Genomic DNA, 22,131 nt, shown 5'->3' on the forward strand with positions numbered 1-22,131 from the left:
GGGGTGAGGAGAGATCTGGTCCGCCGCTCTACTTGCCGGCACCCGGGCCACCGCCGCGTACGGTCACACCCCGCCCCCAGCCCCAGGCGTTGCCGACGGTGCCGTGGTAGCGCGGGTATGCGGTCCGGAGCCCTTCGAGCAGAATCAGCGAACCGCCCGCCAGCGGCAGGATCACCACGGAGTCGTCGTCGTAGCGGAGGTAGACCCCGCTGCCGTCGACGTACTGGTCAGCCGGCTTCCAGGCGCTGGTGACCTCCTCGGCCACCTCGCTCGGCGACTTGTCGGAGCGATACGCCGTGGCCTGTGACGCGATGTCGCGCGCCGCCGTGCGGGAATAGTGGTCCTCGACGTAACCGCGCGGAGAGAAGCTGCCGTAGAAGATCGCGAAACCGGCGAGCACCGCGCCGAGCAGGGCGAACGCCGTCCCGACGAAGAACCATCTGCGGTACGTCATGCCGCCCCCACCACCGTCTCGGTCTCGACCAGTTCGCCGCTCTGCGGGTACGCGTGCCAGGTGCGCCAACCGATCTCGCCCGCCCCGATCGCACCCGTCCCGAGCGCGCCCACCCCGATTTCGTCCACCCCGTCGGGCCGGGTACGCACGTCGGAGCGGTGCAGCCGCAGGGCGGTGATCGCGTCGGGTCCGCCGGGGAAGACCCCGATCAGCGCGTACGGGTCCTCGGCGAGTTCCCGCCGCAGCGCGGCGGTACGGGCCGACATCGCCGCCGAATCGGGTCGCAGCACCCGGGCGGTGAACCGGTAACCGGTCGCCGGGTCGGCCAGCGCCGCCGGCAGCTCAGGACGCCGGCCGGGCAGGCAGGCGACCGTCTCGACCAGCGCCGGCCGCAGCACGTTCGGATCGCGGTGGAGCACCACCTGGTGCGAGGCGCCGAGCAGGCGCAGCAGCAGCCGTACGCCGGGCCGGTCCGGATGGACCAGGTCGAGCACGTGCAGCGCCGGTAGTTCCGGTGAGCCCAGGGCGAGGCTCAGCTCGGCGGCGGTGGTGTCCGCGTACGGGGTGTCCAGGGTGACGAGCATGCTCAGCCGGCCCGCCCGGTCGGCTTGTCGTCGGGCCCGGCCGGGGCCTGCCCGTAGATCAGCACCTCGGCGCGGGTGAGCAACTCGCCCCTGGACATGTCCCAGTCCGTATCGCTGCCGTAGGCACTGAACGAGAGGCGGACGCCGGCACCGTCCAGATAGTCGTGGTAGCGCACCGTACCGGTGGGGTCGAGCCCGGTGGTGCCGGCGGCGGTGTAGCTGGCTCGTCCCGACTCGTCGAGGGTGTAGTGCTGGCCGTCGTACTCGATCCGGGTGCCGCCCGGCAGCACCGGCTCGTCCGGGGTCGGCAGCGCGGTCCAGAGCACCAGTTCCAGGTCGGGGTCCTCCTCGACCGAGAGCCAGAGCTTCGCCCCGCGCGCGTCGTCGAGCAGGTGCTCGCTCCAGCCCCAGCTCCCCTCGGTGAAACGCAGGGTGCCGCGCACACCGTACGAGCTGCCCCTGATCTCCACCACGTCGCCCGGCCGCAGTTGGCGGGGGTCGCCGCGAAGCGCGTCGGCGTCGTTGTCGGCCGCACGGAACGGATCGCGCTCGGCGGGGCGGGCGGCCTGTTTGCGTCGTGACCGCAGGGCGAGCACCGCCACCACCACGCCGGCCACCGCGATCACGCACCCGATCGCCGCCACCAGGTACGCCGTCGCCCCGTTCACCGGATCCGCCTCTCTCGAACTGCTGCGGGCGCCGACGGTAACAACCGCGCGCACGCCCCATAATCCGGTCGCGCCGACCAGCAGCCGTTCATCGTGATCTCACGAAACTCACCCGGCCGACGGTGGGGGCGGGTCGACCGCCGGCCCGTCGGCCCTTTCCGTCCTGTCCGAACTGGGCGGATCCTCCGAGGTTCCCGAGTCGGTTGTGGCGGTTGGGTCACCGAATGCGGGTGCCGGGCTCGACCCGACCCCGCCGTACGGCGGCGCAGGCGTGAATCCGGGCGGGTAGCCCGGCGGGAGGTATCCCACCGGCGGGTAACCCACGGGCGGCGGGTAGCCGTAGCCGGGCCAGTACGTCGGGAGGTGCCGGCGGGCGGAGAAGTAACGGTTTGCCGACGGCAGCAACAGCAGCACCGCCGCGCCGGCGGCCAGCGCGGTGGCGATCAGGACGAGCACCGGGGAGAGGAGCGTAACCGTGTCCCACACCGGATCCGACTCGCTGTAGAGCTGGCCGTAGAAATCGGATTCGGCATAGTCCGGGTAGTCCGGGTCTCCTCGGTAGTCCGGGTCTCCTGGGTAGTCCGGGTCGGTCGGGAAATCCGGGTCGATCGGAGGCGCGCCGATCATGGGATCCGTCAGTCCACCGAAGATGAGCAGCGGGATGATCGACGCCACCGCGCCCTGGCCGGCACAGCAGAGCAGCGTCAGACCGACCGGGATCAGGGCGAAGATCCGGGCCACGTTCCGTCCCCGCAGCAACGGCGGTACGCAGGCCGCCAGCCAGATCACCAACAGCAGCGCCAGCGCACCGGGGATCAGCGTCGTCACCATGTTGCCCAGCCGCTCGCCGGTCACCTCGTCCGGCGCGGCCCGGGTCAGCGCGGCGATCCGGTCGATCCGGTTGTGGTAGGAGATCGCGTACACCACCTGGAGCGCGATGTCGACCAGCAGCACGGCAGCGGCGGCGAGGAGCAGCCAGCCGGCGACGGTCACCCCGGACGGACGTCCGGCCGAGGGCGTCGCCGGGAACGGAAGGAAGCCGGGCGACGGAGGTCCTGCGGCCGGGTACGTCGATGCGTCGCTCACCGCCGTGAGGTTAATGATCGGTCCGGGCTGGCGACAGTACGCGATCAGCCGGTCCGTGCCACCGTACGGATCAACACGTACGGATCAGGGGTGGTCGAGCTGTGCGGCGGCGTACTCGCCGAGCGTGGTCCGGTCCATCAGGCAGCCGGTGCAGGTGGTGAACTCGGCCGATTCTCCGGTGAGCGACTCCCAGGCGGCACGGGCCGCGGCCGGGTCGAAACGGTTGAGCAGGGTCGCCGCGTAGACCTTGCCGGCGGCCGAGCCGTTCGCGAGCAGCCAGGAGATCTGCGAGCGCACCTCGTCCACCTTGCTGGGCAGCGCCACCTCCAGGACGTGGTACGCCTCCGTCGGGGGCAGGACCTGGCCGGCGATGCCCACCCCGCCGAACGCCACCACCTCGGCGACGCGGAGTTCGCGCACCGCCTCGGCGATGCCGTCACTGGGTTCCGTGGACTGGGCCATGTGCCGATTGTGCCCCAGTCGGGGCCTTCCGAACCCGGATCCCGGTGGTTGCCTACCGCCCGTCCAACGGTCGCGACCACCGGGATCCCGTCCGTCAGCCGGCGGAGACCGCCAGCGCGTCCTTGCTCTCGGCCAGGTCGACCCGGACCACGTCGCCGTCGCGAATGTCACCGGCGAGCAGGGACCGGGCGAGCCGGTCGCCGATCGCCGACTGCACCAGCCGGCGCAGCGGGCGGGCGCCGTAGATCGGGTCGTACCCGTGGTCGGCCAGCCAGTCGCGGGCCGGGTCGCTGACGACCAGGGCGAGCCGCCGATCGGCCAGCCGTCGGCGCAGCCGGTCGAGCTGTATGTCCACGATGGACCTGAGGTCGACGCCGGTCAGGGCCGCGAAGACCACGATGTCGTCGAGCCGGTTGAGGAACTCCGGCTTGAAATGGGTACGGACCACCGCGAGCACCGCGTCGCGACGCTGCTCCTCGGAGAGGGTCGGATCGGCGATCTGCCCCGAACCGAGGTTGGAGGTGAGGATCAGGATCGCGTTGCGGAAGTCGACCGTACGCCCCTGCCCGTCGGTGAGCCGACCGTCGTCGAGCACCTGGAGCAGCACGTCGAAGACGTCCGGATGGGCCTTCTCCACCTCGTCCAGCAACACCACCGAGTACGGCCGGCGGCGCACTGCCTCGGTGAGCTGGCCGCCCTCCTCGTACCCGACGTAGCCGGGCGGGGCACCGACCAACCGGGCCACCGAGTGCTTCTCGGCGTACTCGCTCATGTCGATGCGTACCATGGCCCGCTCGTCGTCGAAGAGGAACTCGGCCAGGGCCTTGCCCAGCTCCGTCTTGCCGACCCCGGTGGGGCCGAGGAAGAGGAAGCTGCCGGTGGGCCGGTCCGGGTCGGCGACGCCAGCGCGGGCGCGACGGACCGCGTCGGAGACGGCGGCGACCGCTTCGGCCTGCCCGACCACCCGGGAGCCGAGTGAGTCCTCCATCCGCAGCAGCTTGGCCGTCTCGCCTTCGAGGAGCCGGCCGGCCGGAATGCCGGTCCAGGAGGCGACCACGGCGGCGATGTCGTCGGCGCCGACCTCCTCCTTGAGCATCGCCCCGGCGGCCTGGAGTACGGCGAGTTCGGCCTCTGCCTTGGCCAGTTCGCCCTGCATGGTCGGGATGCGGCCGTACCGCAGTTCGGCGGCGCGCTCCAACTCACCGTCGCGTTCGGCCCGTTCGGCCTCGCCACCGAGCCGTTCCAGCTCCTCCTTGGCGGCGGAGAGGCGGGTGATGTGCTCCTTCTCCAGTCGCCACCGGTCGCTGAGCGCGGTGAGCTGTTCGCGCTTGTCGGCCAGTTCCTTGCGCAGCCGCGTCAGGCGCTCGGCCGAGGCGGCGTCCGGCTCCTTGGCCAGCGCCATCTCCTCGATCTCCAGTCGCCGTACCGCCCGCTCGATCTCGTCCACCTCGACCGGACGGGAGTCGATCTCCATCCGGAGCCGGGAGGCGGACTCGTCGACCAGGTCGATCGCCTTGTCCGGCAGGAAGCGTTCGGTGATGTACCGGTCGGAGAGGGTGGCGGCGGCGACCAGGGCGGCGTCGGTGATCCGTACGCCGTGGTGCACCTCGTAGCGCTCCTTGAGCCCACGGAGGATGCCGATGGTGTCCTCGACGGTCGGCTCGCCGACCAGCACCGGCTGGAACCTCCGCTCCAGCGCCGGGTCCTTCTCGATGTGCTCGCGGTATTCGTCGAGCGTGGTGGCACCGACCATGCGGAGTTCGCCCCGGGCGAGCATGGGCTTGAGCATGTTGCCCGCGTCCATCGAGCCCTCGCCCTTACCGGCGCCGACCACGGTGTGCAGCTCGTCGAGGAAGGTGATCACCTGGCCGTCGGAGCCCTTGATCTCTTCCAGCACCGACTTGAGGCGCTCCTCGAACTGCCCCCGGTACTGCGCCCCGGCGACCATCGCGCCCAGGTCGAGCGAGACCAGCTTCTTGTCCCGCAGCGACTCCGGTACGTCCCCGGCGACGATGCGCTGGGCCAGCCCTTCGACGATCGCGGTCTTGCCGACCCCGGGTTCGCCGATCAGGACCGGGTTGTTCTTGGTACGCCGGGAGAGCACCTGGATCACCCGACGGATCTCGGAGTCACGCCCGATCACCGGATCGATCTTGCCGGCACGGGCGCTGGCGGTCAGGTCGACGCCGTACTTCTCCAGGGCCTGATAGGTCTGCTCCGGGTCGGCGCTGGTCACCCGGCGGTCGCCGCCGCGTACGGCAGGGAAGGCCGCGACCAGGTTCTCCTCTGTGACACCCGCGCTCTTGAGCGCCTGGGCCACCACGCCACCCACCCGGGCCAGCCCGGCGAGCAGGTGTTCGGTGGAGGTGTATTCGTCGCCCAGCGGGCGGGCGATCTGCTCGGCCGCGCCGATCGCGTTGGCGAACTCGCGGGAGAGACTGGGTTCGGCGACACTGGCACCACGCGCGGCGGGCAGGTTCTCGACCGCGCGGGCTGCCGCCCGACGGATCTCCACCGCGTTGGCGCCGACGGCGCGCAGCAGGCCACCGGCGGTGGAACCACCGGTGTCCAACAGCGACAACAGCAGGTGCCACGGTTCGACGGTGGCGTGTCCGCGCTGGTTGGCGATGGCCACCGCACCGGTGATGACTTCGCGGCTCTTCGTGGTAAGGCGTTCGGCGTTCATGGGCTCCCCTGATCGGCGTGTCCACTGGTGACGACACAACCAGAGTTGAGTCTATTCCGCTCAACTCTACGCTGTGATGGCGATCACTTCTCGTCCCGCTCCACTGGGCCCCTACCGCCTGTGATCAGCACTCCCCTGCTCCTGCGGCACGTGAGCCGGCACACGGTACCGTTGCGCCCGTGCGAGTACGCGTAGAACAGACCGCCCTACCCGGGATCGGCGTACGTCACGACATGGTGACCACGTCCGGGCGCCGGTTAGGTGTGGTCACCCACCGCAGTGGCCGACGTGACCTGGTCTTCTACGACCGGGACGACCCCGATGCCTGCACCGCGGACATCCCGCTGACCGACGACGAGGCGGAGGCGCTGGCCGACATCCTCGGCGCCTCGCTGATGCTGGGTCAGCTCTCCGGACTGCGCCAGCAGGCCGCCGGCCTGCTCACCGAGCAGATCTCCATTCCGGCGGGGTCACCGTTCGTCGGACGGCGACTGGGCGACACCAAGGCTCGCACCCGGACCAGCGCCTCGATCGTGGCAGTGCTGCGCGAGCGTGAGGTCATCGCCTCCCCGGACCCCGCATTCCGCTTCGAAGCTGGCGATGTGGTGGTCGTGGTCGGCACCCGCAAGGGTCTCGACGGCGTCACCGCGATCCTCGCCGACGGCGATCCGGACGGCTGAGCGGATGCACGATCAGACCGTCCTGCTCATCGAAGTCGGCGCACTGCTGCTCGGGCTCGGCCTGCTCGGCCGACTCAGCCGGCGGATCGGTCTCTCTCCGATCCCGCTCTACCTCCTCGCCGGCCTGGCCTTCGGCCACGGCGGCATCGTGCCCCTCTCGGCCAGCGAGGAGTTCTTCGCCGTCGGCGCCGAGATCGGCGTGATCCTGCTGCTGGTCATGCTGGGGCTGGAGTACACCGCCAGCGAACTCGTCGGCAACCTGCGTGCCGCCGCCCCGGCCGGACTGATCGACGGGTTGCTCAACGCACTGCCCGGAGCGGCCTTCGCGCTCCTGCTCGGCTGGGGCTGGCTCGCCGCCGTGGTGCTCGCCGGCATCACCTGGGTCTCCTCGTCCGGCGTGATCGCCAAGGTCCTGGCCGACCTCGGCCGGCTCGGTAACCGGGAAACCCCGGTGATCCTCTCGATCCTGGTCATCGAAGACCTCGCGATGGCGCTCTACCTGCCGCTGGTCACCGCGCTACTGGCCGGGATCGGGCTGCTCGGCGGCGCCCAGGCACTGGTGATCGCGGTCGCCACCGTCGTCGTGGTGCTGGTGGTGGCCATCCGGTACGGGCACATCATCTCGCGCATGTTCGCGCCCCAGGACCCGGAGGCGCTGCTGCTCGGCGTACTCGGGTTGACCCTGCTCGTGGCCGGACTGGCGGCCGGGCTGAAGGTCTCGGCGGCAGTTGGCGCGTTCCTCGTCGGCATCGCGCTCTCCGGGCCGGTGGCGCACCACGCGACCCAACTGCTCTCGCCGCTGCGGGACCTCTTCGCCGCGGTCTTCTTCGTCTTCTTCGGGCTCGCCACCGATCCGGCCGACATGCCGCCGGTGCTGCTTCCGGCACTGGGCCTGGCGATCGTGACCATGGGCACCAAGGTGCTCACCGGCTATCTGGCCGCTCGTCGGGTCGGGATCGCCCTACCGGGCCGTTGGCGTACGGGACTCGCGCTGGTGCCCCGCGGCGAGTTCTCCATCGTCATCGCCGGGTTGGCGGTCACCTCGGCCGGCGTGGCGATGGAACCGCAACTGGCCCCGCTCGCGACGGCGTACGTCCTGATCACCGTGGTCACCGGACCGATGCTGGCCCGGCTGCCGGACATGCGCTGGTTCAAGGACTGGCTGCGCCGCAAGGCACAGTCGGCTGCGATGAGTCCGGCACCCGTTGCGGACTGAATCGCCCCGGTACGGGGGACTCTCCGTACTTTTGACGTAACGGCTTGATGAAATGGCACGTCAGGGTTCTTCCCCAGATCGGCGGCGACACGCTACGGTGTCGCCGCAGCAGGTTAGTGGTGTGCACGGGATGCCTCGGGTGTCCCGTGCTCGCGAGCGGAAGGTCGCCGGGTGAGCGTGCAAGAGACCGCGTTCCAAGGCTTCTCCAACCCGGTGGACCCGTCTCCGGCAGAGTTGCGCGCCTGGGCCTACCAACCGGACTCGGTGCCGCTGCAATCCATGCCACAGGACTGGGACCTGCTGGTCTCCGGTGACCGGCTCATCACCACCCTCTTCGAACTGGCGATGGACCGCTCCTGCCCGGCCCGCCGGTTCGCGCTGCACTGCCTCTACATCTACGCCGCCGACGGGATCCGGACCAAGTTCCGGGCCCACCCGAAGCGGCGGCTGCGCAAGCTCGTCGAGCAGGCCGAGCAGACCGGCGACGAGCCGATGCTGGTCTGGGCGCACAACAGTCGGGTCCTGCTGGCCAGGCCGGAACTCTTCAACTACCACGAGTGGTGCGAGGGTGGCCTGGTCCGCCAGGGCCGCCGCCTCGGCTGAGAGCAACGCACAGACAACGCCCCGCACCGGTCCCGGTACGGGGCGCGTCAAGCTTTCGTTCAGTGTTGTTTCGTGAGCGCCACGAACGCCCGCCACGTGGCCGGGCCGAAGGCCAGCATGCCGCCGTCGCGGTCCTTGCTGTCCCGCACCAACACCCGGCCGGGCAGGTTGTCGGCAACCTCGACACACGCGCCGCCGTTCGTGCCCGACCTGGTCGACTTCCGCCACCGGGCGCCGGTCACATCCATGTCTTTGCCACTTCCCTCACCACGTCCAGCGTCTGCCTGCCGGGGAGAGCCTCGCTGGTCAGGCCGTCCCACCGCACATTGAGCCTAGCAACGTCCACCTGGCGCTCGAAGACCTGCGCGTCGAGCTGGTTGTCGATGTAACCGGCCCGCGTCCCGTTCGACAGGTCGGCGATGATGAAACCGCCCTGTAGTCCGGGGTAGATGCCGTGGTCGACCGGGATCACGCTGACGTGGATGTTGGGTCGCTCCATCTGGGCGAGCAGATGCTCGATCTGGTGGCTCATCACGTCATGGCCGCCGCAGATCCGGCGCAGCACCATCTCGTCCAGCACCAGGAACATCTCCGGCGGGTTCTCCCGGTCGAGAATCGCCTGTCGCGACATCCGCTCGGCCACCTTCTCGTCGAGCCGGGCACCGGAGAGACCGCCGGTCCGGAACAGCGCCCGCGCGTACGCCTCGGTCTGCAACAGGCCGGGCACGAAGGCGGGTTCGTACTAGCGCAGGGTGAGTGCGTCGCGCTCGTATTCCAGCCATTCGCGGAGCCAGACCGGCGAGGCGGCGTCCCGGACCAACTCCTCCCAGAGGTTGACGAAGAAGCCGCCGGTTTCGAGCGCCTCGTCCAGCAACCTCAGGAACTTCTCGTCGGGCGTCGCCCTTCCCTGCTCGATGTTGCTGATGTGCGAATCCGAACAGAAAGTCCGCTTTCCCAACGCGACCTGGTTCATGTTGGCGGCGACCCGACGGCGCCTGATTTCACGGACCAAAAATTCCGAGGGAGAAATTCCCACGCCTGCCACACCTCTCCACGATTTCGGGATTTGCCGATCGACCATCACTCGCGGTGCTGGTTCGTCCACGAAGCGGGTTGTGCTGTTCCGACAGTAAGGGCTTTCGCACCACAGTGTCATCAAGGAACCGCTCGGACCCTCCCGGCGCAAACGACCGGACGTGGACGGGCGGAACTGGGGGCCGTCCCGCGCTCCGTCCCCGTCTGACCGGGGCGGCCCCACCTGACGCCGAGGAGGTGCGATGTTTCTCGTCCAGCGCTGGTGGAACCGACTCCGCTTCGTCTCCACCGACCCGACTCCGCCGCCCCCGTCCACGAGGGAAACCCCGCCGCCGGCCTGGGCCACCGGGCCGACCCGCGTGTACATGCCGATGACGCTGACCCTGGGTCAACGCACTGGATACCGGGTGAACCGCCACCGCGGTGACCGGGCATGAACGAGCCACCGCCCGCCCCCGCGTCGCACCAGCCGCTACGCCCGCTCTGGGTCTGCCGGATCGACGCCTACCCGTGGCCGTGCGCCGACGCCCGGCTCCACCTCACCGCCGAATTTCGCGGCAGGACCCTCGCCCTGACCCTGTTCCTCGCCACCCACTACGTCGAGGCGCTCGGCGACCTGCACACCATCGATCCCGAACTGGGTGCCCCACCAGACTCCCGCGTCCTCTACGAACGGTTCCTCGGCTGGGTGCCCGTACGACGCCACGAGTAGTACCTTGACCACAAACTGCACAGGTTTGCTCGGCTCACGGCACCCAGCGTTGCCGGTACGCTGAGCCACCATGATCGACCCACGGCCGCTGCCACAGCCACTCCCTGCCGAACGTGTGCTGGAGCTTGCCGCGCCGATGCTTGCCGAGGTGGGTGGCGAGTGGCAGCTAACCGACGGGCCGATGCTGCGGTCGGGATCGTTGGGCGTCCGGGTTCTTCCGGCGGACAGCGACGATTACCGCCACCTGGACCTGGAGATCCTGCTGAATGTGGACCGGCCGGACGCGCCAACGGTCGTCGACTGCACCCTTGGCCTCGCGGCCGATCCGGTCGAGGCCGCCCGTCAGGCGATCCAGGCGTGGATTGAGACCTGCCTGGTGACGGTCCTGGAGATGATTGAGCAGCAAGGGCGACTGGCAAACCACTTCAGCTCCGGCGACCAGGGCGGATTCGCCGGCTGGCACGCGATCGTCAGCAATGTGACCGGGTGGTCCGTCGACGGATCGCAGGGCAAGCAGGAGTGGTTCGCCGAGGCGATGCCGTGGTCGACCCTGGCGCCTGTGATCACGGCCGGGCTCGACCGCCCATATCTCAATGGCGTTCGCATGCTCGTCGGCCAGGGTGGTGACTTCACCGAGTGCGAGGTCCGGATCAACGGCCAGCGGCACGAACCATCCGCTGCGGCGCTCGCTGCCCTGGACTGGCCGCGCACCGACCGTTTCGGCCTGGCACGCACCTTCGTCCTCCTGGTAGGCCCCGACTAGGACCGACGAAGCCGGTACCAGCGCGGAGAGGTCCTGTTCATCGGCCAGCCGAGCCCCCCGGTCGGCGCCGGGTCGACAGCGAGCAGCGTCCAGCCCGGGAAGGCCGCTCTCACCTCGTCCTGCGAGACACCACCCGCCAGCGCTCGGAACCAGGTCGGGCCGAAGGCCAACATCAGCAGCGTGGCCCCGGGGTTGGCGATCGCCGTGATGCCCCGTCCCACCGCCTGTCGCTGATTGGCGTCGAAGCCCTGGAAGCAGCCGACGTCGAAGAAGAAGTCAAACGTCCCTAGACCGGCCCCGCCCAGGTTGGTCGCGTCCGCCACGACGTAGGTCACGCCGTCGACGTCCTTGCTGCGGGCCGCTTCGATCGCGGCCGGTACGTAGTCGATGCCCGTGGCCTCCCAGCCCCGGCGAGCAAGCTCGGGAGTGTACTGGCCCCGGCCGCAACCGACGTCGAGCGCCCGACCCAGTGGGCGCGAGCGCTCGACCTCCTCCTGGTCCAGCAGCGTGGCGATGCTGCCAGCGGCGGCCCTTCCGTAACCCTCCCAAGGGGTGATTCCCCAGCGGTACATGCGGGCGTAGTTCGTCATATAGTTCCCACCTCCCCGGTCGCCATTGAAGCACGTCGAGGCGGCCGGCCTTCCCGGCCCGGCACAGCAGTGAGGTGGCCCGCGCAGTCGAGCGTCCCGAAGCAGCTATCCCGGTCGTCGCGGGCAGCGAACCGGGGCAAGTACTTCGAGACACGCCCTAGTGCCCTAATAACGAACGTTTGTGGTGTTGGGGTCACGCTGCTCGGGTGTCGGCCTGGCGCCAGCGTCGTTGGCGTTCGCTGAGGATGCGGGCGCGCCGCCCGACCTACACTCAGAGCGGCACGTCACCCACACCGCGAGCATTTGTGGTCAGGGCAGTAGCCCGTTGGCAGCGTCAGCTCGGGCGTACCACGACCTGGGCTGGTGTCTTCGCCCCGAACAGCACCGCCGCGATGTCGCTGAGCGTCTGCCCACCGAGCTTCAGGGAGTCCTGGCCCGCCGGCATGTCGTACATCATCGCCAGGACATAGCGCTGGTCCGGGCCGACGAAGCCGACCGAACTGGTAAGCCAATGATCCTTGCCGTTGTCGGTCTCGACCGACCAGCCATTCTTGTTGCCCGGCTGCTGGTTGGCACCGGCGGCCCACACTCCCCAGTGCTGGATCGGGTCGGTGTCCCGCATCGCGCCGACCAGGTACGACCGGTCCTTCGGGTCAAGCGTCTTCAGCACGTACGACATCAGCGCCGCCAGATCGGCCGGCGTGCACTTCATGAACCCCCAGTACCGGGCGGACCCGGCGAAAGCGAGCTTCGACATCCCGTACCGGCTGGTGAACCGGCCGACCATGGTGTCCCGACCGAACTTGTTCCAGATCTCGTCGGCCGCCTCGTCCGACGAGAACGCCAGCATGTCGGCGATGTTCTTCCGGTCAGCGTCGGTGAGCGTCACCTCGCCCGCACGTGCGCGTTCCAGCACGCTGGTGACCATGGCGAGCTTGATGGTCGACCCGGTCCAGTACAAATGTGTGGTCGCACCGACCCGCCACACCGCACCGGTCCGCCGGTCCCGCAGCTCGACCCCGAGCGAGCCGGGCTTCTTTCCCACCAGTTCGCTGACCGTGGCGAACCGCTTCTGCCAGGTGCAGTCCCAACCGTTGACGGGACGACAACCGGCAGGTCCGGAGGGGGATGCGCTCGCACCGCCGGGACCCGGTGCCGGGCTGGGGACGCCGGTCGTACCCGCCGCTGAGCCCCACCCGGCGACCGCGCCTCCGGCAGCGGCGGCATCGCCCCCACCAGCGGCAGCATCGTCGCCGCCGCCACAGCCCGCGACCGGGAGCACCGCCAGCATCAGGCCGACCATGGCCGTCAGGGGCCGGCGTGACCAGGCCGCCCGGCGATCCGGCACTCGCCGGCTGTCCGGCTGGTGGAACCCGCCCCGCGCCCGGACATCGAATCGCAAGATCACACCAACGACCTTACGGATCATCGTTCGGCCGGGCCCGGCCGCCTCCCGCTGACCCGGTCCGGATCGGGACCCCCCGTGAATCCCGACCCGAACCGGCAGTCCCAAACTAGGCCAACGCCCCGCATCCCGGGCGGGAATGCGGGGCGTTCGGGTCTTTCGTCGGACGGATTACGGGCGGCGTGGGCGCCAGACGACGAGGGCTGTCGACACCTGGTTGGTCGGCACCAGGTCGCGGCGCGGGAACGGACCGGCGGCAGCCGCCGCCTCCAGTTCCGCAACCCGGCGGTACGCGTGCTCCAACTCGCTCTCGAGCTGTTCCATCCGCTGCTGCAACTCGTCGACGAGCTGTTCCAGCCCGATGATCCGCTTGATGCCGGCGAGGTTCACCCCGTCGTCCTGGCTGAGCCGCTGCACCTCACGGAGCAGGGCGACATCGCGGGCGCTGTACCGCCGCCCGCCACCGGCCGCCCGACCCGGCTGGACCAGGCCCATCCGGTCGTACTGGCGGAGGGTCTGTGGGTGCATCCCCGCCATCCGGGCCGCCACCGAAATCATCAGCACCTTGGCATCGGACGACTGCTCGACCGAGATGATGATCTCTTCAGGCATCGCCACTCACCTCCGCTTCCGTCACCACTAACTAACCCGACGCACCCGGGCGTCAAGATGTTCCCGCGCGGCCGCCGGACTCTGCTTGGCGAACATTTCCAGTGCCTCGCGCGCCTCCGGGGAGAGCTGCGACGGCACCATCACCTCCACGGTCACCAACAGGTCACCCTGCTGTCCATCGCGGCGGACCACGCCCTTACCCCGCGCCCGCAGGATCCGGCCGCTCGGCGTGCCGGGTGGCACCCGCAGGGTCACCGCACCGTCCATGGTCGGCAGCCGCAGGTCGGTGCCGAGCGCCGCCTCAGCGAAGGTGATCGGCACGGTCAGGGTCAGGTCGTCGCCGCTGCGCCCGAAGAGGTCGTCGCCACGGACCTTGACCAGGACGTACAGGTCGCCGGCCAGACCGCCGCGCTCGCCCGGTTCACCCCGGCCGGCGAGCCGGATCCGCTGACCGTCAGCGACCCCGGCCGGGAACCGTACGTTGAGGGTGCGGGTCTTGGTCACCCCGCCGGTGCCGAGGCACTCCGGGCACTTCTCCTCCACCACCGTGCCGACGCCCTGGCACTCCCGGCACGGCTCGGAGAAGCTGAACGACCCCTGGTTGCGGGTGACCACGCCGGCGCCGTGACACTGCGGGCAGGCACGCGGCTGGGTGCCGGGCTTGGCGCCGTCACCGTGGCAGGTGTCGCAGACACCGGGCGCCCGCAGGGTGAGCGGCAGGGTCACCCCGCGTACGGCGTCGTTGAAGTCGAGCGCCACCTCGGCCTCGACGTCACGCCCGCGCGCCGGGCCACGGGCACCGGGTGCGGCGGCGCCACCGCCCGAGAAGATCGAGCTGAACAGGTCGGAGAAACCGGCACCGCCGAACCGGCGGTCACCGGCACCGCCGGCCTGACCGGCGTTACCGAACAGGTCGGAGACGTCGAACGGGTAACCGCCCGGGCCGGGCTGACCACCGGCGCGGGCGTTGCGCCGGAACGCGCCCGAGCCGAAGAGCGACCGCATCTCGTCGTACTCGCGGCGCTTCCGCTCGTCGGAGAGAACGTGGTACGCCTCGGAGACGGCCTTGAACCGCTCCTCGGCCTGCGGGTCCCCCGGGTTGTGGTCCGGGTGCGACTCCCGGGCCAGCTTCCGGTACACCTTCTTGATTTCGTCGGAGGAGGCGGACTTGCCCACACCCAGTACGGCGTAGAAGTCCTTCTCCAGCCAGTCCTTGGAACTCATCAGTCGTCCACCCCCTCCCTGGTGTCGTGATCGGGGCGTACCCCACCCGCCGTGTGACGGCTCCGGTGCGCCCCGATCATGACAGTCGAATTCAACTACTCCGGGTCTGCGACGGCCACAAGTGCGGGCCGCAGCAGCCGTTCACCGAGCTGGTATCCCCGGCGCATCACCTCGACGCAGGTGGGCTCGGTGACCTCGGCCGAGGTCTGATGCGCCACCGCCTCGTGCCGGGTCGGGTCGAACGGGTCGCCCTTCTCACCGAACGCGGTCAGGCCGAACCGGGTCAACGCCCCGTTGAGCTGGTCGGCGACGGAGCCGAACGGTCCGACCAGGTCGCCGTGCTCACGTGCCCGGTCCAGGTCGTCCAGTACGGGCAGCAGCGCCGTCAGCACCGAGCCCATGGTCTGTTCAGCCGCCACGCCCCGGTCCCGGTCGACCCGCTTGCGGTAGTTGGCGTACTCCGCGGAGACCCGCTGGAGATCCTTGGTCCGCTCGTCCAGCTCGGCCCGGAGCGCCTCCAGTTCGGCACCGAGCGGGGCCGCCTCGGCCGGGGCGCCGCTCACCGGCTTGGCCGGCGCGTCCACCACGGCGCCCTCGGGGCCGCTCGGTTGGTCCAGCTTGGGCCCGCGTGCCTTGCCGTCGGCGAGTTCGACCTCGACCTCGGCCTCCTCGACCAGCTCGTCCAGGACCGGGGTGTCCGACCGTTCCGACTCGTCCGTCGACTCGTCGTCAGCGGCCAGGTCGTCCGGGTTGACCAGATCGGCCTCGTCGGCCGATTCCCCGGTGTCGACGGGGCCGGGCTCGTCGGCGGTCGCGCCGGCTGCCGGACCGCTGTCACCGTCGGGGTGGGTGATCTTCCGATTGTTCCGGATGACGACCCGCTCGCCGGCCTGCTCCTCACCCGGGCCGGAGCCACCCGGCGCCGACCCGGTGGTCTCCGGGTCGGCGGCTTGTGGCTTCTCCGTCATGGCTTCTCCTCGCTCCGCTCGGCCGCGCCACGGTCCACCGGACCGTGCGCGCCGATTCCCTTGCGCTGTTCGGCCACGCGACTACCTCGAACCGGACGGAGTCGAAGGCAGCCCCGGTCCCGGTCGCCCGACGGCGACCGGGCCGGTCTGGTGGCGACGGGTCACTTCTTGTCGTCCTCGTCGACGATCTCCGCGTCCACGACGTCGTCGGCACCGCCGGCCGGCTTGCCGGTCGGGCCGGCACCGGTCGCGCCGGCACCGGCACCCGCGGCGCCCGGCTGCTCGCCCTGCTCCGCCTGCTGGGAGTAGAGCAGCGAACCCGCCTGCTGGGAGACCGTGGCCAGCTTCTCGTGCGCCGACTTGATCGCCTCCAGGTCGTTGCCGCCGAGGGCGCCACGCAGCTCGCCGAGGGCCTCGCTGATCTGGTCGCGGGACTCCGCCGGAAGCTTGTCACCGCTTTCGGCCAGGAACTTCTCGGTCTGCCACTGGAGCTGCTCGGCGACGTTGCGGGTCTCCGCCTCCTCGCGACGACGCTTGTCGTCGTCGGCGTGGTCCTGCGCGTCGCGCATCATCCGCTCGATGTCGTCCTTCGGCAGCGCCGAGCCGCCGGTGATCGTCATCGACTGCTCCTTGCCGGTGCCCAGGTCCTTGGCGTTGACGTGGACGATGCCGTTGGCGTCGATGTCGAAGGTGACCTCGACCTGCGGCACCCCGCGCGGCGCCGGCGGCAGCCCGGTCAGCTCGAAGGTACCGAGCTTCTTGTTGTACGCCGCGATCTCGCGCTCGCCCTGGAAGACCTGGATCAGCACCGACGGCTGGTTGTCGTCAGCCGTGGTGAAGACCTCGGAACGCTTGGTCGGAATGGCGGTGTTGCGCTCGATCAGCTTGGTGAAGATGCCACCCTTGGTCTCGATGCCCAGGCTGAGCGGGGTCACGTCGAGCAGCAGGATGTCCTTGACCTCGCCCTTGAGCACACCGGCCTGGAGCGCGGCGCCGACCGCGACGACCTCGTCCGGGTTGACGCCCTTGTTCGGGTCCCGGCCGATGAGCTGCTTGACCAGCTCGGAGACGGCCGGCATCCGGGTCGAGCCACCGACCAGGATGACGTGGTCGACGTCGGAGACCTTGATCCCGGCGTCCTTGATCGCCTGCTCGAACGGGCCCTTGCAGCGGTCCAGCAGGTCCTGCGTCATGCGCTGGAACTCGGCCCGGGTGAGGGTCGCGTCCAGGTGCAGCGGGGCCGAGGGGGCACCGTCGCTGCCCGCCGGACCGGCGGTGATGTACGGCAGGTTGATGCTGGTCGTGGTGGCGGCGGACAGCTCGATCTTGGCCTTCTCGGCCGCCTCGCGCAGACGCTGCATCGCCATCTTGTCCTGGGCCAGGTCGACGCCGTGCTGACCACGGAAGGTCTTGACCAGGTGGTCGATGATCCGCTCGTCCCAGTCGTCGCCGCCCAGGTGGTTGTCACCGCTGGTCGACTTGACCTCGATCACGCCGTCGCCCAGCTCCAGCAGCGACACGTCGAAGGTGCCGCCGCCGAGGTCGAAGACCAGGACGGTCTGCTCCTTGGAGCCCTTGTCGAGCCCGTAGGCGAGCGCCGCCGCGGTCGGCTCGTTCACGATCCGCAGGACGTTGAAGCCGGCGATCTCGCCAGCCTCCTTGGTCGCCTGCCGCTGCCCGTCGTTGAAGTACGCCGGGACGGTGATCACCGCGTCGGTGATCCGCTCACCCAGGTACGCCTCCGCGTCCCGCTTGAGCTTCATCAGCGTCCGCGCCGAGATCTCCTGCGGGGTGTACTTCTTGCCGTCGATGTCTACCGACCAGTTGGTGCCGACCTCCCGCTTGACCGACCGGATGGTCCGGTCCGGGTTGGTCACCGCCTGACGCTTGGCGACCTCACCGACGAGCACCTCGCCGTTTCGGGCGAACGCGACGATCGAAGGAGTCGTCCGCGAGCCCTCGGCGTTGGCGATGACGGTTGGCTCACCGCCTTCGAGAACGCTTACGCAGGAGTTCGTCGTGCCGAGGTCGATGCCGACCGCACGTGCCATCTTCGCTTCCTCGCTTCGTTACTAGGCAGGTGACGGGCACCGCCCGCAGCACACCCACCGCAAGTTGAGTGGACCGGACTCAATAGTGCCACGATCATGCCCAGCGTCAAGTCGGAGTTGAGTCACATCGACGCAACCCGACCGTCCGACCCTCCCCGCCGATCCCGTTGATCATGAAGTTACCGCAGCCCGGCGCCCAAAAGCGGCGCCAACTTCATGATCAACGGGATCTGGGGGTGCGGGTGCGGGCGGGGCGAGTGTTGTCTGTCTTGCATACATCAGGCAGGCTTTACCCGTGACGACGCACGGCGATCCGGCGAGCGGTCCCGGCGCGCCTGCCCTCGTGGTGAAACCTCCCACAATATCCGAATCTTTCTCCTCTGCCGCTGACGAGACCCAGTCCACTCCGCCGACCCCCGACCCGACCGGAAGACCAGACCTCCGGTCCACGCTGCTCGATCTCCGCTCGGCGATCAGCGACACCGCGTACCCGCTGGTCCTGCCCTCGGCGGAGGAGGCCCGGCGAACCGGCGCGGCGGTCACCGCGCAACTCGACGACTACCTGCTGCCCCGGCTCGCCCGGCTCGACGCCCCGCTGCTCGTGGTCGTCGGCGGCTCCACCGGGGCCGGCAAGTCGACCCTGGTCAACAGCCTGGTCCAGGCCCGGGTCAGCGCGACCGGTGTGCTCCGGCCGACCACCCGGGCACCGGTGCTGGTCTGCCACCCGAGCGACCTGGCCTGGTTCCGCCAGGGCGAACTGCTCCCCGGCCTCACCCGGACCGGTGACGCGAGCGACGACCCCGGCACCCTGCAACTGATCGCCGCCCCGGCCCTCGCACCCGGCCTGGCCTTCCTCGACGCACCGGACATCGACTCCGTGGTCGACGCGAACCGGGCACTCGCCACCCAACTTCTCGCCGCAGCCGACCTGTGGCTCTTCGTGACGACCGCCGCCCGTTACGCCGACGCCGTCCCATGGGAACTGCTCCGTACCGCCCGGCTGCGGGGCACGGTCATCGCCCTGGTCCTGGACCGGGTGCCACGCGAAGCCGCCGACGAGATCGCCGACCACCTCGCGGAGATGCTCGCCGCACAGGAGCTCGGCGCGGCGCCACTCTTCGTACTGCCGGAGACCCCGGTCGACGGGCAGGGCCTGCTGCCGGAGCGGTACACGGAGCCACTGCGCTCCTGGTTCGGACGGCTCGCCGCCGACGCCGACGCCCGGTCCGCGGTGGTCCGCCAGACCCTCGACGGCGCGCTGACCGCGCTACGGACCGCGGTCGACCGGCTGGCCGTCGCCGCCGACGACCAGGCGGCCACCGCCGAAGACCTCGGCGAACGGGCCAGCGCCGCCTACCGGGGCGGCCGGCGTACGGTCGAGCACGGGCTCCAGGACGGACGCCTGCTCCGCGGTGAGGTGCTCAACCGCTGGCAGGAGTTCGTCGGGACCGGAGAGCTGTTCCGCACCCTGGAGGCGCGGGTCGGGCAACTGCGCGACCGGATAGTCGCCGCGGTGACCGGACGCCCGGCCCCCGGCCGGCAACTGCAGAACGCCATCGAATCGCAGCTCGTCCAACTGCTGCGCGGGGTCGCCGCCGAGGCGGCCGAGGCGGCGTACCTGGGCTGGCAGACCCATCCGTCCGGGGCCGCCCTGCTCACCCCGGAGCTGGCCCGTCCCGGTGCCGACCTCACCGAACGGGCCGAACGGCTGATCCGGGACTGGCAGCGGGGCGTACTCGACCTCGTCCGCACCGAGGCCGGCGGCAAACGGTTCGTCGCCCGGACCGCCGCGTACGCGGTGAACGCGATGGGGCTCGCGGTGATGGTCGCGGTCTTCGCCTCGACCGCGTTCATCCCCACCGGCCTGGAGGTGGCGACCGCTGGCGGCACCACCGTCGCCGCCCAGAAGGTGCTCGAAGCGATCTTCGGCGACCAGGCGATCCGTACCCTCGCCACCCGCGCCCGGCAGGACCTGCTGGTCCTCGTCGACCGGCTGCTCGACGAGGAGCTGGAGCGTTACCTGGCCCAGCTCGCCACGGTCGAGGTCGGCGCCGAGCCCGGCATCCGGCTACGGGAGGCGGGCAACGCGGTCGAACAGGCCCGCGCCGCCACCGCCCTCACCACCACCGGCAACCCGACAGCCCCGGAGGGCGCGCGGTGAGCAACCTTGCCGGCAAGGTACGCGACGCGCTGCACAGCGGCCGGCTGGTCGACGCGGACCGGCTGCTGAACCGTCTGGAAGCGGTGGAACGGTTCCGGCGAGCGGTCGACGGCCTGCTGCCCGAAAGCCGTCTCGGCGCCGCGCACACGCTGGTCGAACGGGCGGAGGCCCGGCTCGCCCTCTCCCGGGACCACACCGTCGTCGCCCTCGCCGGGGCCACCGGCAGCGGCAAGTCGAGCCTCTTCAACGCGCTCGCCCGCTGGGAGATGTCCCCGGTCGGGGTCCGGCGGCCGACCACCGGCGTCACCCACGCCTGTGTCTGGGGACCACTGGCCGAGGCGTCCAAGCTGCTCGACTGGGTCGGCGTCCTGCCCCGCCACCGGTTCGTCCGGGAGAGCGCTCTGGACGGCGACGACGAACTTGCCCTGCACGGGCTGATCCTGCTCGACCTGCCCGACTTCGACTCGGTGCAGCGGACCCACCGATCGGAGGTGGACCGGCTGCTCGGCCTGGTCGACCTGGTGGTCTGGGTGGTCGACCCGCAGAAGTACGCCGACCGGGTGGTGCACGCCAGCTACCTGCGCGACTTCGACCGGCACCAGGACGTCACCGTGGTGGTGCTGAACCAGGCCGACCGGCTCCCCCCGGCCGAGGTGCCCCGGGTCGTCGCCGACCTGCGCCGGATCCTCGCCACCGACCAACTCGACCAGGTGCCGGTGCTGGCCACCTCGACCCTGAACCAGGCCGGCATCGCCGACCTGCGGGCCACGCTGGAACGTAGCGTCAGCGAGCGGCAGGCCGCGCTGAGCCGGCTCTCCGCTGACGTGGACGTGGTCGTCGGCGACCTGGCCGCGCTGGTGGGCCCACCGGCCGGGGAGAACGACATCGACCGGCGGACCACCCGGCGGCTCACCGAGACGCTCGCCGGGTCGGCCGGGGTGCCGGCGGTGGCGGAGGCGACCCGGTCGGCGTACGTGCACCGGGCGTCCACGGCGACCGGTTGGCCGGTGGTACGCGGCTGGCGGAAACTGCGTCCGGACCCGCTCCGACGGCTGCACCTGCCCGGTGCCGGCGGCACCCCACGCGACGAACAGGATCGGCCGAACCCGGTCCCGGTCACCTCACTGCCCGATCCGACCGCCGCCCAGCGGGCCGCTGTCGGCCTGGCCGTACGGGCCATCTCCGAGCAGGCCGGCTCCGCGCTCCCCGACCCGTGGACGGCGGCGGTCGCCGCTGCCGCCCGGTCCCGCCTCGGCGACCTACCGGACGCGCTCGACCGCGCGGTGGCCAGCACGGACCTCGGCCTGGACCGGCGTCCGCTCTGGTGGCGGCTGGTCGGCGGAGTGCAGTGGCTGGCCATCCTGGCCGCGCTGGGCGGTCTCGGCTGGCTGATCCTCGGCTACGCCCTGCGGGCACTCGGCCTGCCGGCGCTGGACTACCCGGCCGTCGGGTCGGCACCGGTGCCGACCCTGATGCTGCTCGGCGGGCTGCTGCTCGGTCTGGTCGTCGCGCTACTGGTCAAGCCGATCATCGGCTGGGCGGCGCGGCGGGCCGGTGGCCGGGCGGAGGAGCGGCTGCACACCGCCGTCAGCGAGGTCGGCCGGGAGCTTGTCGTCACCCCCGTACGTGAGGTGTTGCGCCGGTACGCCCAGGCCCGCGAGGCATTGGCCCTGGCCACCACCGGTCGTTGACCGGGGCCGGGCAGCGTCACGGGCCCATCCGGCCGGCGGGGCGGCTGCCGCTGACCCGCCGGGCGGTCCCGCTGGTACGGGCCGGGCTGATCCTGCTCGGTCTGCTGCACCTCTCCTGGGGTTTGCCGGCCGTACTCGCACCGCGCTGGTTCTTCGACCACTTCCCCGGCCTCGGGCAGGCATGGACCGCCGCGTACCCGCCGTACAACGCTCACCTGATGACCGACGTCGGGGCGACGTTCCTGACCCTGGGCGGGCTGCTGCTCACCGCCGCCTGGCTCGCCGACCGGCGGGTGACCCGGGTGGTGCTCGGCGGGGTCCTGTTCTTCTCCACCGTGCACCTGATCTTCCATCTGGCCCACCACGGGGCGCTGACCGGCGGCGGACTGGTCGCGAGCCTTGTTTCGCTCGCTCTGGGCGTACTCGCGCCGAGCGCGCTGCTGATGCTCACCAGGTGGCCTCGGGCGTAGGGTCGAACCC

Annotated in this window: 23 protein-coding genes and 1 pseudogene; 9 read left to right on the plus strand and 15 right to left on the minus strand. The window is 70.6% G+C overall.

All coding sequences use genetic code 11. The features are described 5' to 3' along the window. Positions 1 to 28 precede the first annotated feature (28 nt). The 6 genes from BDK92_RS17165 to clpB all read right to left on the minus strand — a co-directional run bounded on the left by BDK92_RS17165 (position 29) and on the right by clpB (position 5,940). Positions 29 to 454, minus strand: coding sequence for a DUF4247 domain-containing protein (locus BDK92_RS17165; protein ID WP_121157621.1), 426 nt, complete (start codon positions 452 to 454; stop codon positions 29 to 31). Next, entirely contained in the window at positions 451 to 1,038 is a 588-nt protein-coding gene (locus BDK92_RS17170; protein WP_121157622.1) for a DUF2617 family protein, read from the minus strand. Before BDK92_RS17170 ends, BDK92_RS17165 begins: the two co-directional genes overlap by 4 nt. 2 nt (positions 1,039 to 1,040) lie before the next feature. Beyond that, on the minus strand, positions 1,041 to 1,706 hold the full coding sequence (locus tag BDK92_RS17175; RefSeq protein ID WP_121157623.1) for a DUF4178 domain-containing protein: 666 nt from the start codon (positions 1,704 to 1,706) through the stop codon (positions 1,041 to 1,043). Between the two features lie 108 nt (positions 1,707 to 1,814). Continuing rightward, positions 1,815 to 2,792: a hypothetical protein gene (locus BDK92_RS39690; protein WP_147457026.1), complete on the minus strand. Its 978-nt coding sequence runs from the start codon at positions 2,790 to 2,792 to the stop codon at positions 1,815 to 1,817. An 84-nt stretch (positions 2,793 to 2,876) separates the two neighbouring features. Continuing rightward, entirely contained in the window at positions 2,877 to 3,254 is a 378-nt protein-coding gene (locus BDK92_RS17185) for a hypothetical protein (protein WP_121157625.1), read from the minus strand. A gap of 94 nt (positions 3,255 to 3,348) precedes the next feature. Beyond that, complete coding sequence (gene clpB / locus BDK92_RS17190) at positions 3,349 to 5,940, minus strand: ATP-dependent chaperone ClpB (RefSeq protein ID WP_121157626.1); 2,592 nt, start codon at positions 5,938 to 5,940, stop codon at positions 3,349 to 3,351. A gap of 179 nt (positions 5,941 to 6,119) precedes the next feature. On the opposite strand from clpB, the gene BDK92_RS17195 reads away from it, so the two are divergent. The 3 genes from BDK92_RS17195 to BDK92_RS17205 all read left to right on the plus strand — a co-directional run bounded on the left by BDK92_RS17195 (position 6,120) and on the right by BDK92_RS17205 (position 8,439). Further along, the gene (locus BDK92_RS17195; protein WP_121157627.1) at positions 6,120 to 6,620 is read left to right on the plus strand and encodes a cation:proton antiporter regulatory subunit; all 501 of its coding nucleotides are present in this window, start codon (positions 6,120 to 6,122) and stop codon (positions 6,618 to 6,620) included. 4 nt (positions 6,621 to 6,624) lie between these two features. Beyond that, positions 6,625 to 7,836, plus strand: a complete 1,212-nt coding sequence (locus BDK92_RS17200) for a cation:proton antiporter (protein ID WP_121157628.1) — start codon at positions 6,625 to 6,627, stop codon at positions 7,834 to 7,836. A 171-nt stretch (positions 7,837 to 8,007) separates the two neighbouring features. Next, the gene (locus tag BDK92_RS17205; protein WP_121157629.1) at positions 8,008 to 8,439 is read left to right on the plus strand and encodes a hypothetical protein; all 432 of its coding nucleotides are present in this window, start codon (positions 8,008 to 8,010) and stop codon (positions 8,437 to 8,439) included. Between the two features lie 59 nt (positions 8,440 to 8,498). Here the strand turns inward: BDK92_RS17205 and BDK92_RS17210 are convergent, their stop codons facing one another. The 3 genes and pseudogenes from BDK92_RS17210 to BDK92_RS40820 all read right to left on the minus strand — a co-directional run bounded on the left by BDK92_RS17210 (position 8,499) and on the right by BDK92_RS40820 (position 9,595). Then, positions 8,499 to 8,687, minus strand: coding sequence for a DUF397 domain-containing protein (locus tag BDK92_RS17210; RefSeq protein ID WP_170208605.1), 189 nt, complete (start codon positions 8,685 to 8,687; stop codon positions 8,499 to 8,501). Then, positions 8,678 to 9,169: pseudogene (locus BDK92_RS40340) on the minus strand (DUF5753 domain-containing protein); the annotation flags it as partial. The gene BDK92_RS17210 and the pseudogene BDK92_RS40340, both read right to left, overlap by 10 nt. Positions 9,170 to 9,181: 12 nt before the next feature. After that, positions 9,182 to 9,595, minus strand: a complete 414-nt coding sequence (locus BDK92_RS40820; protein ID WP_342775827.1) for a helix-turn-helix domain-containing protein — start codon at positions 9,593 to 9,595, stop codon at positions 9,182 to 9,184. A 121-nt stretch (positions 9,596 to 9,716) separates the two neighbouring features. Between BDK92_RS40820 and BDK92_RS38420 the strand changes: the two genes are divergently transcribed. The 3 genes from BDK92_RS38420 (at position 9,717) to BDK92_RS17225 (ending at position 10,949) form a co-directional block, all read left to right on the plus strand. Continuing rightward, positions 9,717 to 9,911 carry a hypothetical protein gene (locus tag BDK92_RS38420; RefSeq protein WP_147457027.1) on the plus strand — a complete coding sequence of 65 codons (195 nt, stop codon included), beginning with the start codon at positions 9,717 to 9,719 and terminating at the stop codon, positions 9,909 to 9,911. Then, the gene (locus BDK92_RS17220) at positions 9,908 to 10,186 is read left to right on the plus strand and encodes a hypothetical protein (RefSeq protein WP_121157631.1); all 279 of its coding nucleotides are present in this window, start codon (positions 9,908 to 9,910) and stop codon (positions 10,184 to 10,186) included. The genes BDK92_RS38420 and BDK92_RS17220 overlap by 4 nt, the downstream gene beginning before the upstream one ends. Positions 10,187 to 10,256: 70 nt before the next feature. Further along, positions 10,257 to 10,949, plus strand: coding sequence for a DUF6348 family protein (locus BDK92_RS17225; protein ID WP_121157632.1), 693 nt, complete (start codon positions 10,257 to 10,259; stop codon positions 10,947 to 10,949). On the opposite strand, the gene BDK92_RS17230 is transcribed toward BDK92_RS17225, so the two are convergent. The 6 genes from BDK92_RS17230 to dnaK all read right to left on the minus strand — a co-directional run bounded on the left by BDK92_RS17230 (position 10,946) and on the right by dnaK (position 17,799). Continuing rightward, positions 10,946 to 11,539, minus strand: a complete 594-nt coding sequence (locus BDK92_RS17230; RefSeq protein WP_211349259.1) for a class I SAM-dependent methyltransferase — start codon at positions 11,537 to 11,539, stop codon at positions 10,946 to 10,948. The two genes, BDK92_RS17225 and BDK92_RS17230, sit on opposite strands and share 4 nt — an antisense overlap. 334 nt (positions 11,540 to 11,873) lie before the next feature. After that, positions 11,874 to 12,947 (minus strand): serine hydrolase, encoded by a 1,074-nt coding sequence (locus tag BDK92_RS17235; RefSeq protein WP_147457028.1) that lies wholly within the window; start codon positions 12,945 to 12,947, stop codon positions 11,874 to 11,876. Between the two features lie 168 nt (positions 12,948 to 13,115). After that, a complete protein-coding gene (locus BDK92_RS17240) occupies positions 13,116 to 13,556 on the minus strand; it encodes a heat shock protein transcriptional repressor HspR (protein ID WP_121162311.1) in 441 nt (146 codons plus the stop codon). A gap of 27 nt (positions 13,557 to 13,583) precedes the next feature. Then, positions 13,584 to 14,780 carry a molecular chaperone DnaJ gene (gene dnaJ / locus BDK92_RS17245; protein ID WP_121157634.1) on the minus strand — a complete coding sequence of 399 codons (1,197 nt, stop codon included), beginning with the start codon at positions 14,778 to 14,780 and terminating at the stop codon, positions 13,584 to 13,586. A 95-nt stretch (positions 14,781 to 14,875) separates the two neighbouring features. Continuing rightward, positions 14,876 to 15,748, minus strand: a complete 873-nt coding sequence (locus BDK92_RS17250; RefSeq protein WP_121157635.1) for a nucleotide exchange factor GrpE — start codon at positions 15,746 to 15,748, stop codon at positions 14,876 to 14,878. Positions 15,749 to 15,909: 161 nt separating this feature from the next. Further along, a complete protein-coding gene (gene dnaK / locus BDK92_RS17255; protein ID WP_121157636.1) occupies positions 15,910 to 17,799 on the minus strand; it encodes a molecular chaperone DnaK in 1,890 nt (629 codons plus the stop codon). Between the two features lie 295 nt (positions 17,800 to 18,094). Here dnaK and BDK92_RS17260 point away from each other — a divergent pair, with 295 nt between their 5' ends. The 3 genes from BDK92_RS17260 to BDK92_RS17270 are packed head-to-tail and all read left to right on the plus strand — an operon-like array spanning position 18,095 to position 22,121. Continuing rightward, a complete protein-coding gene (locus tag BDK92_RS17260) occupies positions 18,095 to 19,960 on the plus strand; it encodes a GTPase domain-containing protein (protein WP_121157637.1) in 1,866 nt (621 codons plus the stop codon). Then, on the plus strand, positions 19,957 to 21,651 hold the full coding sequence (locus BDK92_RS17265) for a GTPase (RefSeq protein ID WP_121157638.1): 1,695 nt from the start codon (positions 19,957 to 19,959) through the stop codon (positions 21,649 to 21,651). Before BDK92_RS17260 ends, BDK92_RS17265 begins: the two co-directional genes overlap by 4 nt. Next, positions 21,648 to 22,121: a hypothetical protein gene (locus BDK92_RS17270; RefSeq protein WP_121157639.1), complete on the plus strand. Its 474-nt coding sequence runs from the start codon at positions 21,648 to 21,650 to the stop codon at positions 22,119 to 22,121. Before BDK92_RS17265 ends, BDK92_RS17270 begins: the two co-directional genes overlap by 4 nt. Positions 22,122 to 22,131 lie beyond the last annotated feature (10 nt).

Source organism: Micromonospora pisi (assembly GCF_003633685.1).
GTDB lineage: Bacteria > Actinomycetota > Actinomycetes > Mycobacteriales > Micromonosporaceae > Micromonospora_G > Micromonospora_G pisi.

What these genes read in the sequence shown, in the direction of transcription:
- dnaJ (WP_121157634.1), bottom strand. Translation starts at nt 14,780, where the DNA reads ATGAGTTCCAAGGACTGGCTGGAGAAGGACTTCTACGCCGTACTGGGT.
- BDK92_RS17210 (WP_170208605.1), bottom strand. Translation starts at nt 8,687, where the DNA reads ATGGATGTGACCGGCGCCCGGTGGCGGAAGTCGACCAGGTCGGGCACG.
- BDK92_RS17220 (WP_121157631.1), top strand. Translation starts at nt 9,908, where the DNA reads ATGAACGAGCCACCGCCCGCCCCCGCGTCGCACCAGCCGCTACGCCCG.
- BDK92_RS17225 (WP_121157632.1), top strand. Translation starts at nt 10,257, where the DNA reads ATGATCGACCCACGGCCGCTGCCACAGCCACTCCCTGCCGAACGTGTG.
- BDK92_RS17165 (WP_121157621.1), bottom strand. Translation starts at nt 454, where the DNA reads ATGACGTACCGCAGATGGTTCTTCGTCGGGACGGCGTTCGCCCTGCTC.
- BDK92_RS17240 (WP_121162311.1), bottom strand. Translation starts at nt 13,556, where the DNA reads ATGCCTGAAGAGATCATCATCTCGGTCGAGCAGTCGTCCGATGCCAAG.
- BDK92_RS17250 (WP_121157635.1), bottom strand. Translation starts at nt 15,748, where the DNA reads ATGACGGAGAAGCCACAAGCCGCCGACCCGGAGACCACCGGGTCGGCG.
- BDK92_RS17185 (WP_121157625.1), bottom strand. Translation starts at nt 3,254, where the DNA reads ATGGCCCAGTCCACGGAACCCAGTGACGGCATCGCCGAGGCGGTGCGC.
- clpB (WP_121157626.1), bottom strand. Translation starts at nt 5,940, where the DNA reads ATGAACGCCGAACGCCTTACCACGAAGAGCCGCGAAGTCATCACCGGT.
- BDK92_RS17170 (WP_121157622.1), bottom strand. Translation starts at nt 1,038, where the DNA reads ATGCTCGTCACCCTGGACACCCCGTACGCGGACACCACCGCCGCCGAG.
- BDK92_RS17200 (WP_121157628.1), top strand. Translation starts at nt 6,625, where the DNA reads ATGCACGATCAGACCGTCCTGCTCATCGAAGTCGGCGCACTGCTGCTC.
- BDK92_RS38420 (WP_147457027.1), top strand. Translation starts at nt 9,717, where the DNA reads ATGTTTCTCGTCCAGCGCTGGTGGAACCGACTCCGCTTCGTCTCCACC.
- BDK92_RS17230 (WP_211349259.1), bottom strand. Translation starts at nt 11,539, where the DNA reads ATGACGAACTACGCCCGCATGTACCGCTGGGGAATCACCCCTTGGGAG.
- dnaK (WP_121157636.1), bottom strand. Translation starts at nt 17,799, where the DNA reads ATGGCACGTGCGGTCGGCATCGACCTCGGCACGACGAACTCCTGCGTA.
- BDK92_RS40820 (WP_342775827.1), bottom strand. Translation starts at nt 9,595, where the DNA reads ATGACACTGTGGTGCGAAAGCCCTTACTGTCGGAACAGCACAACCCGC.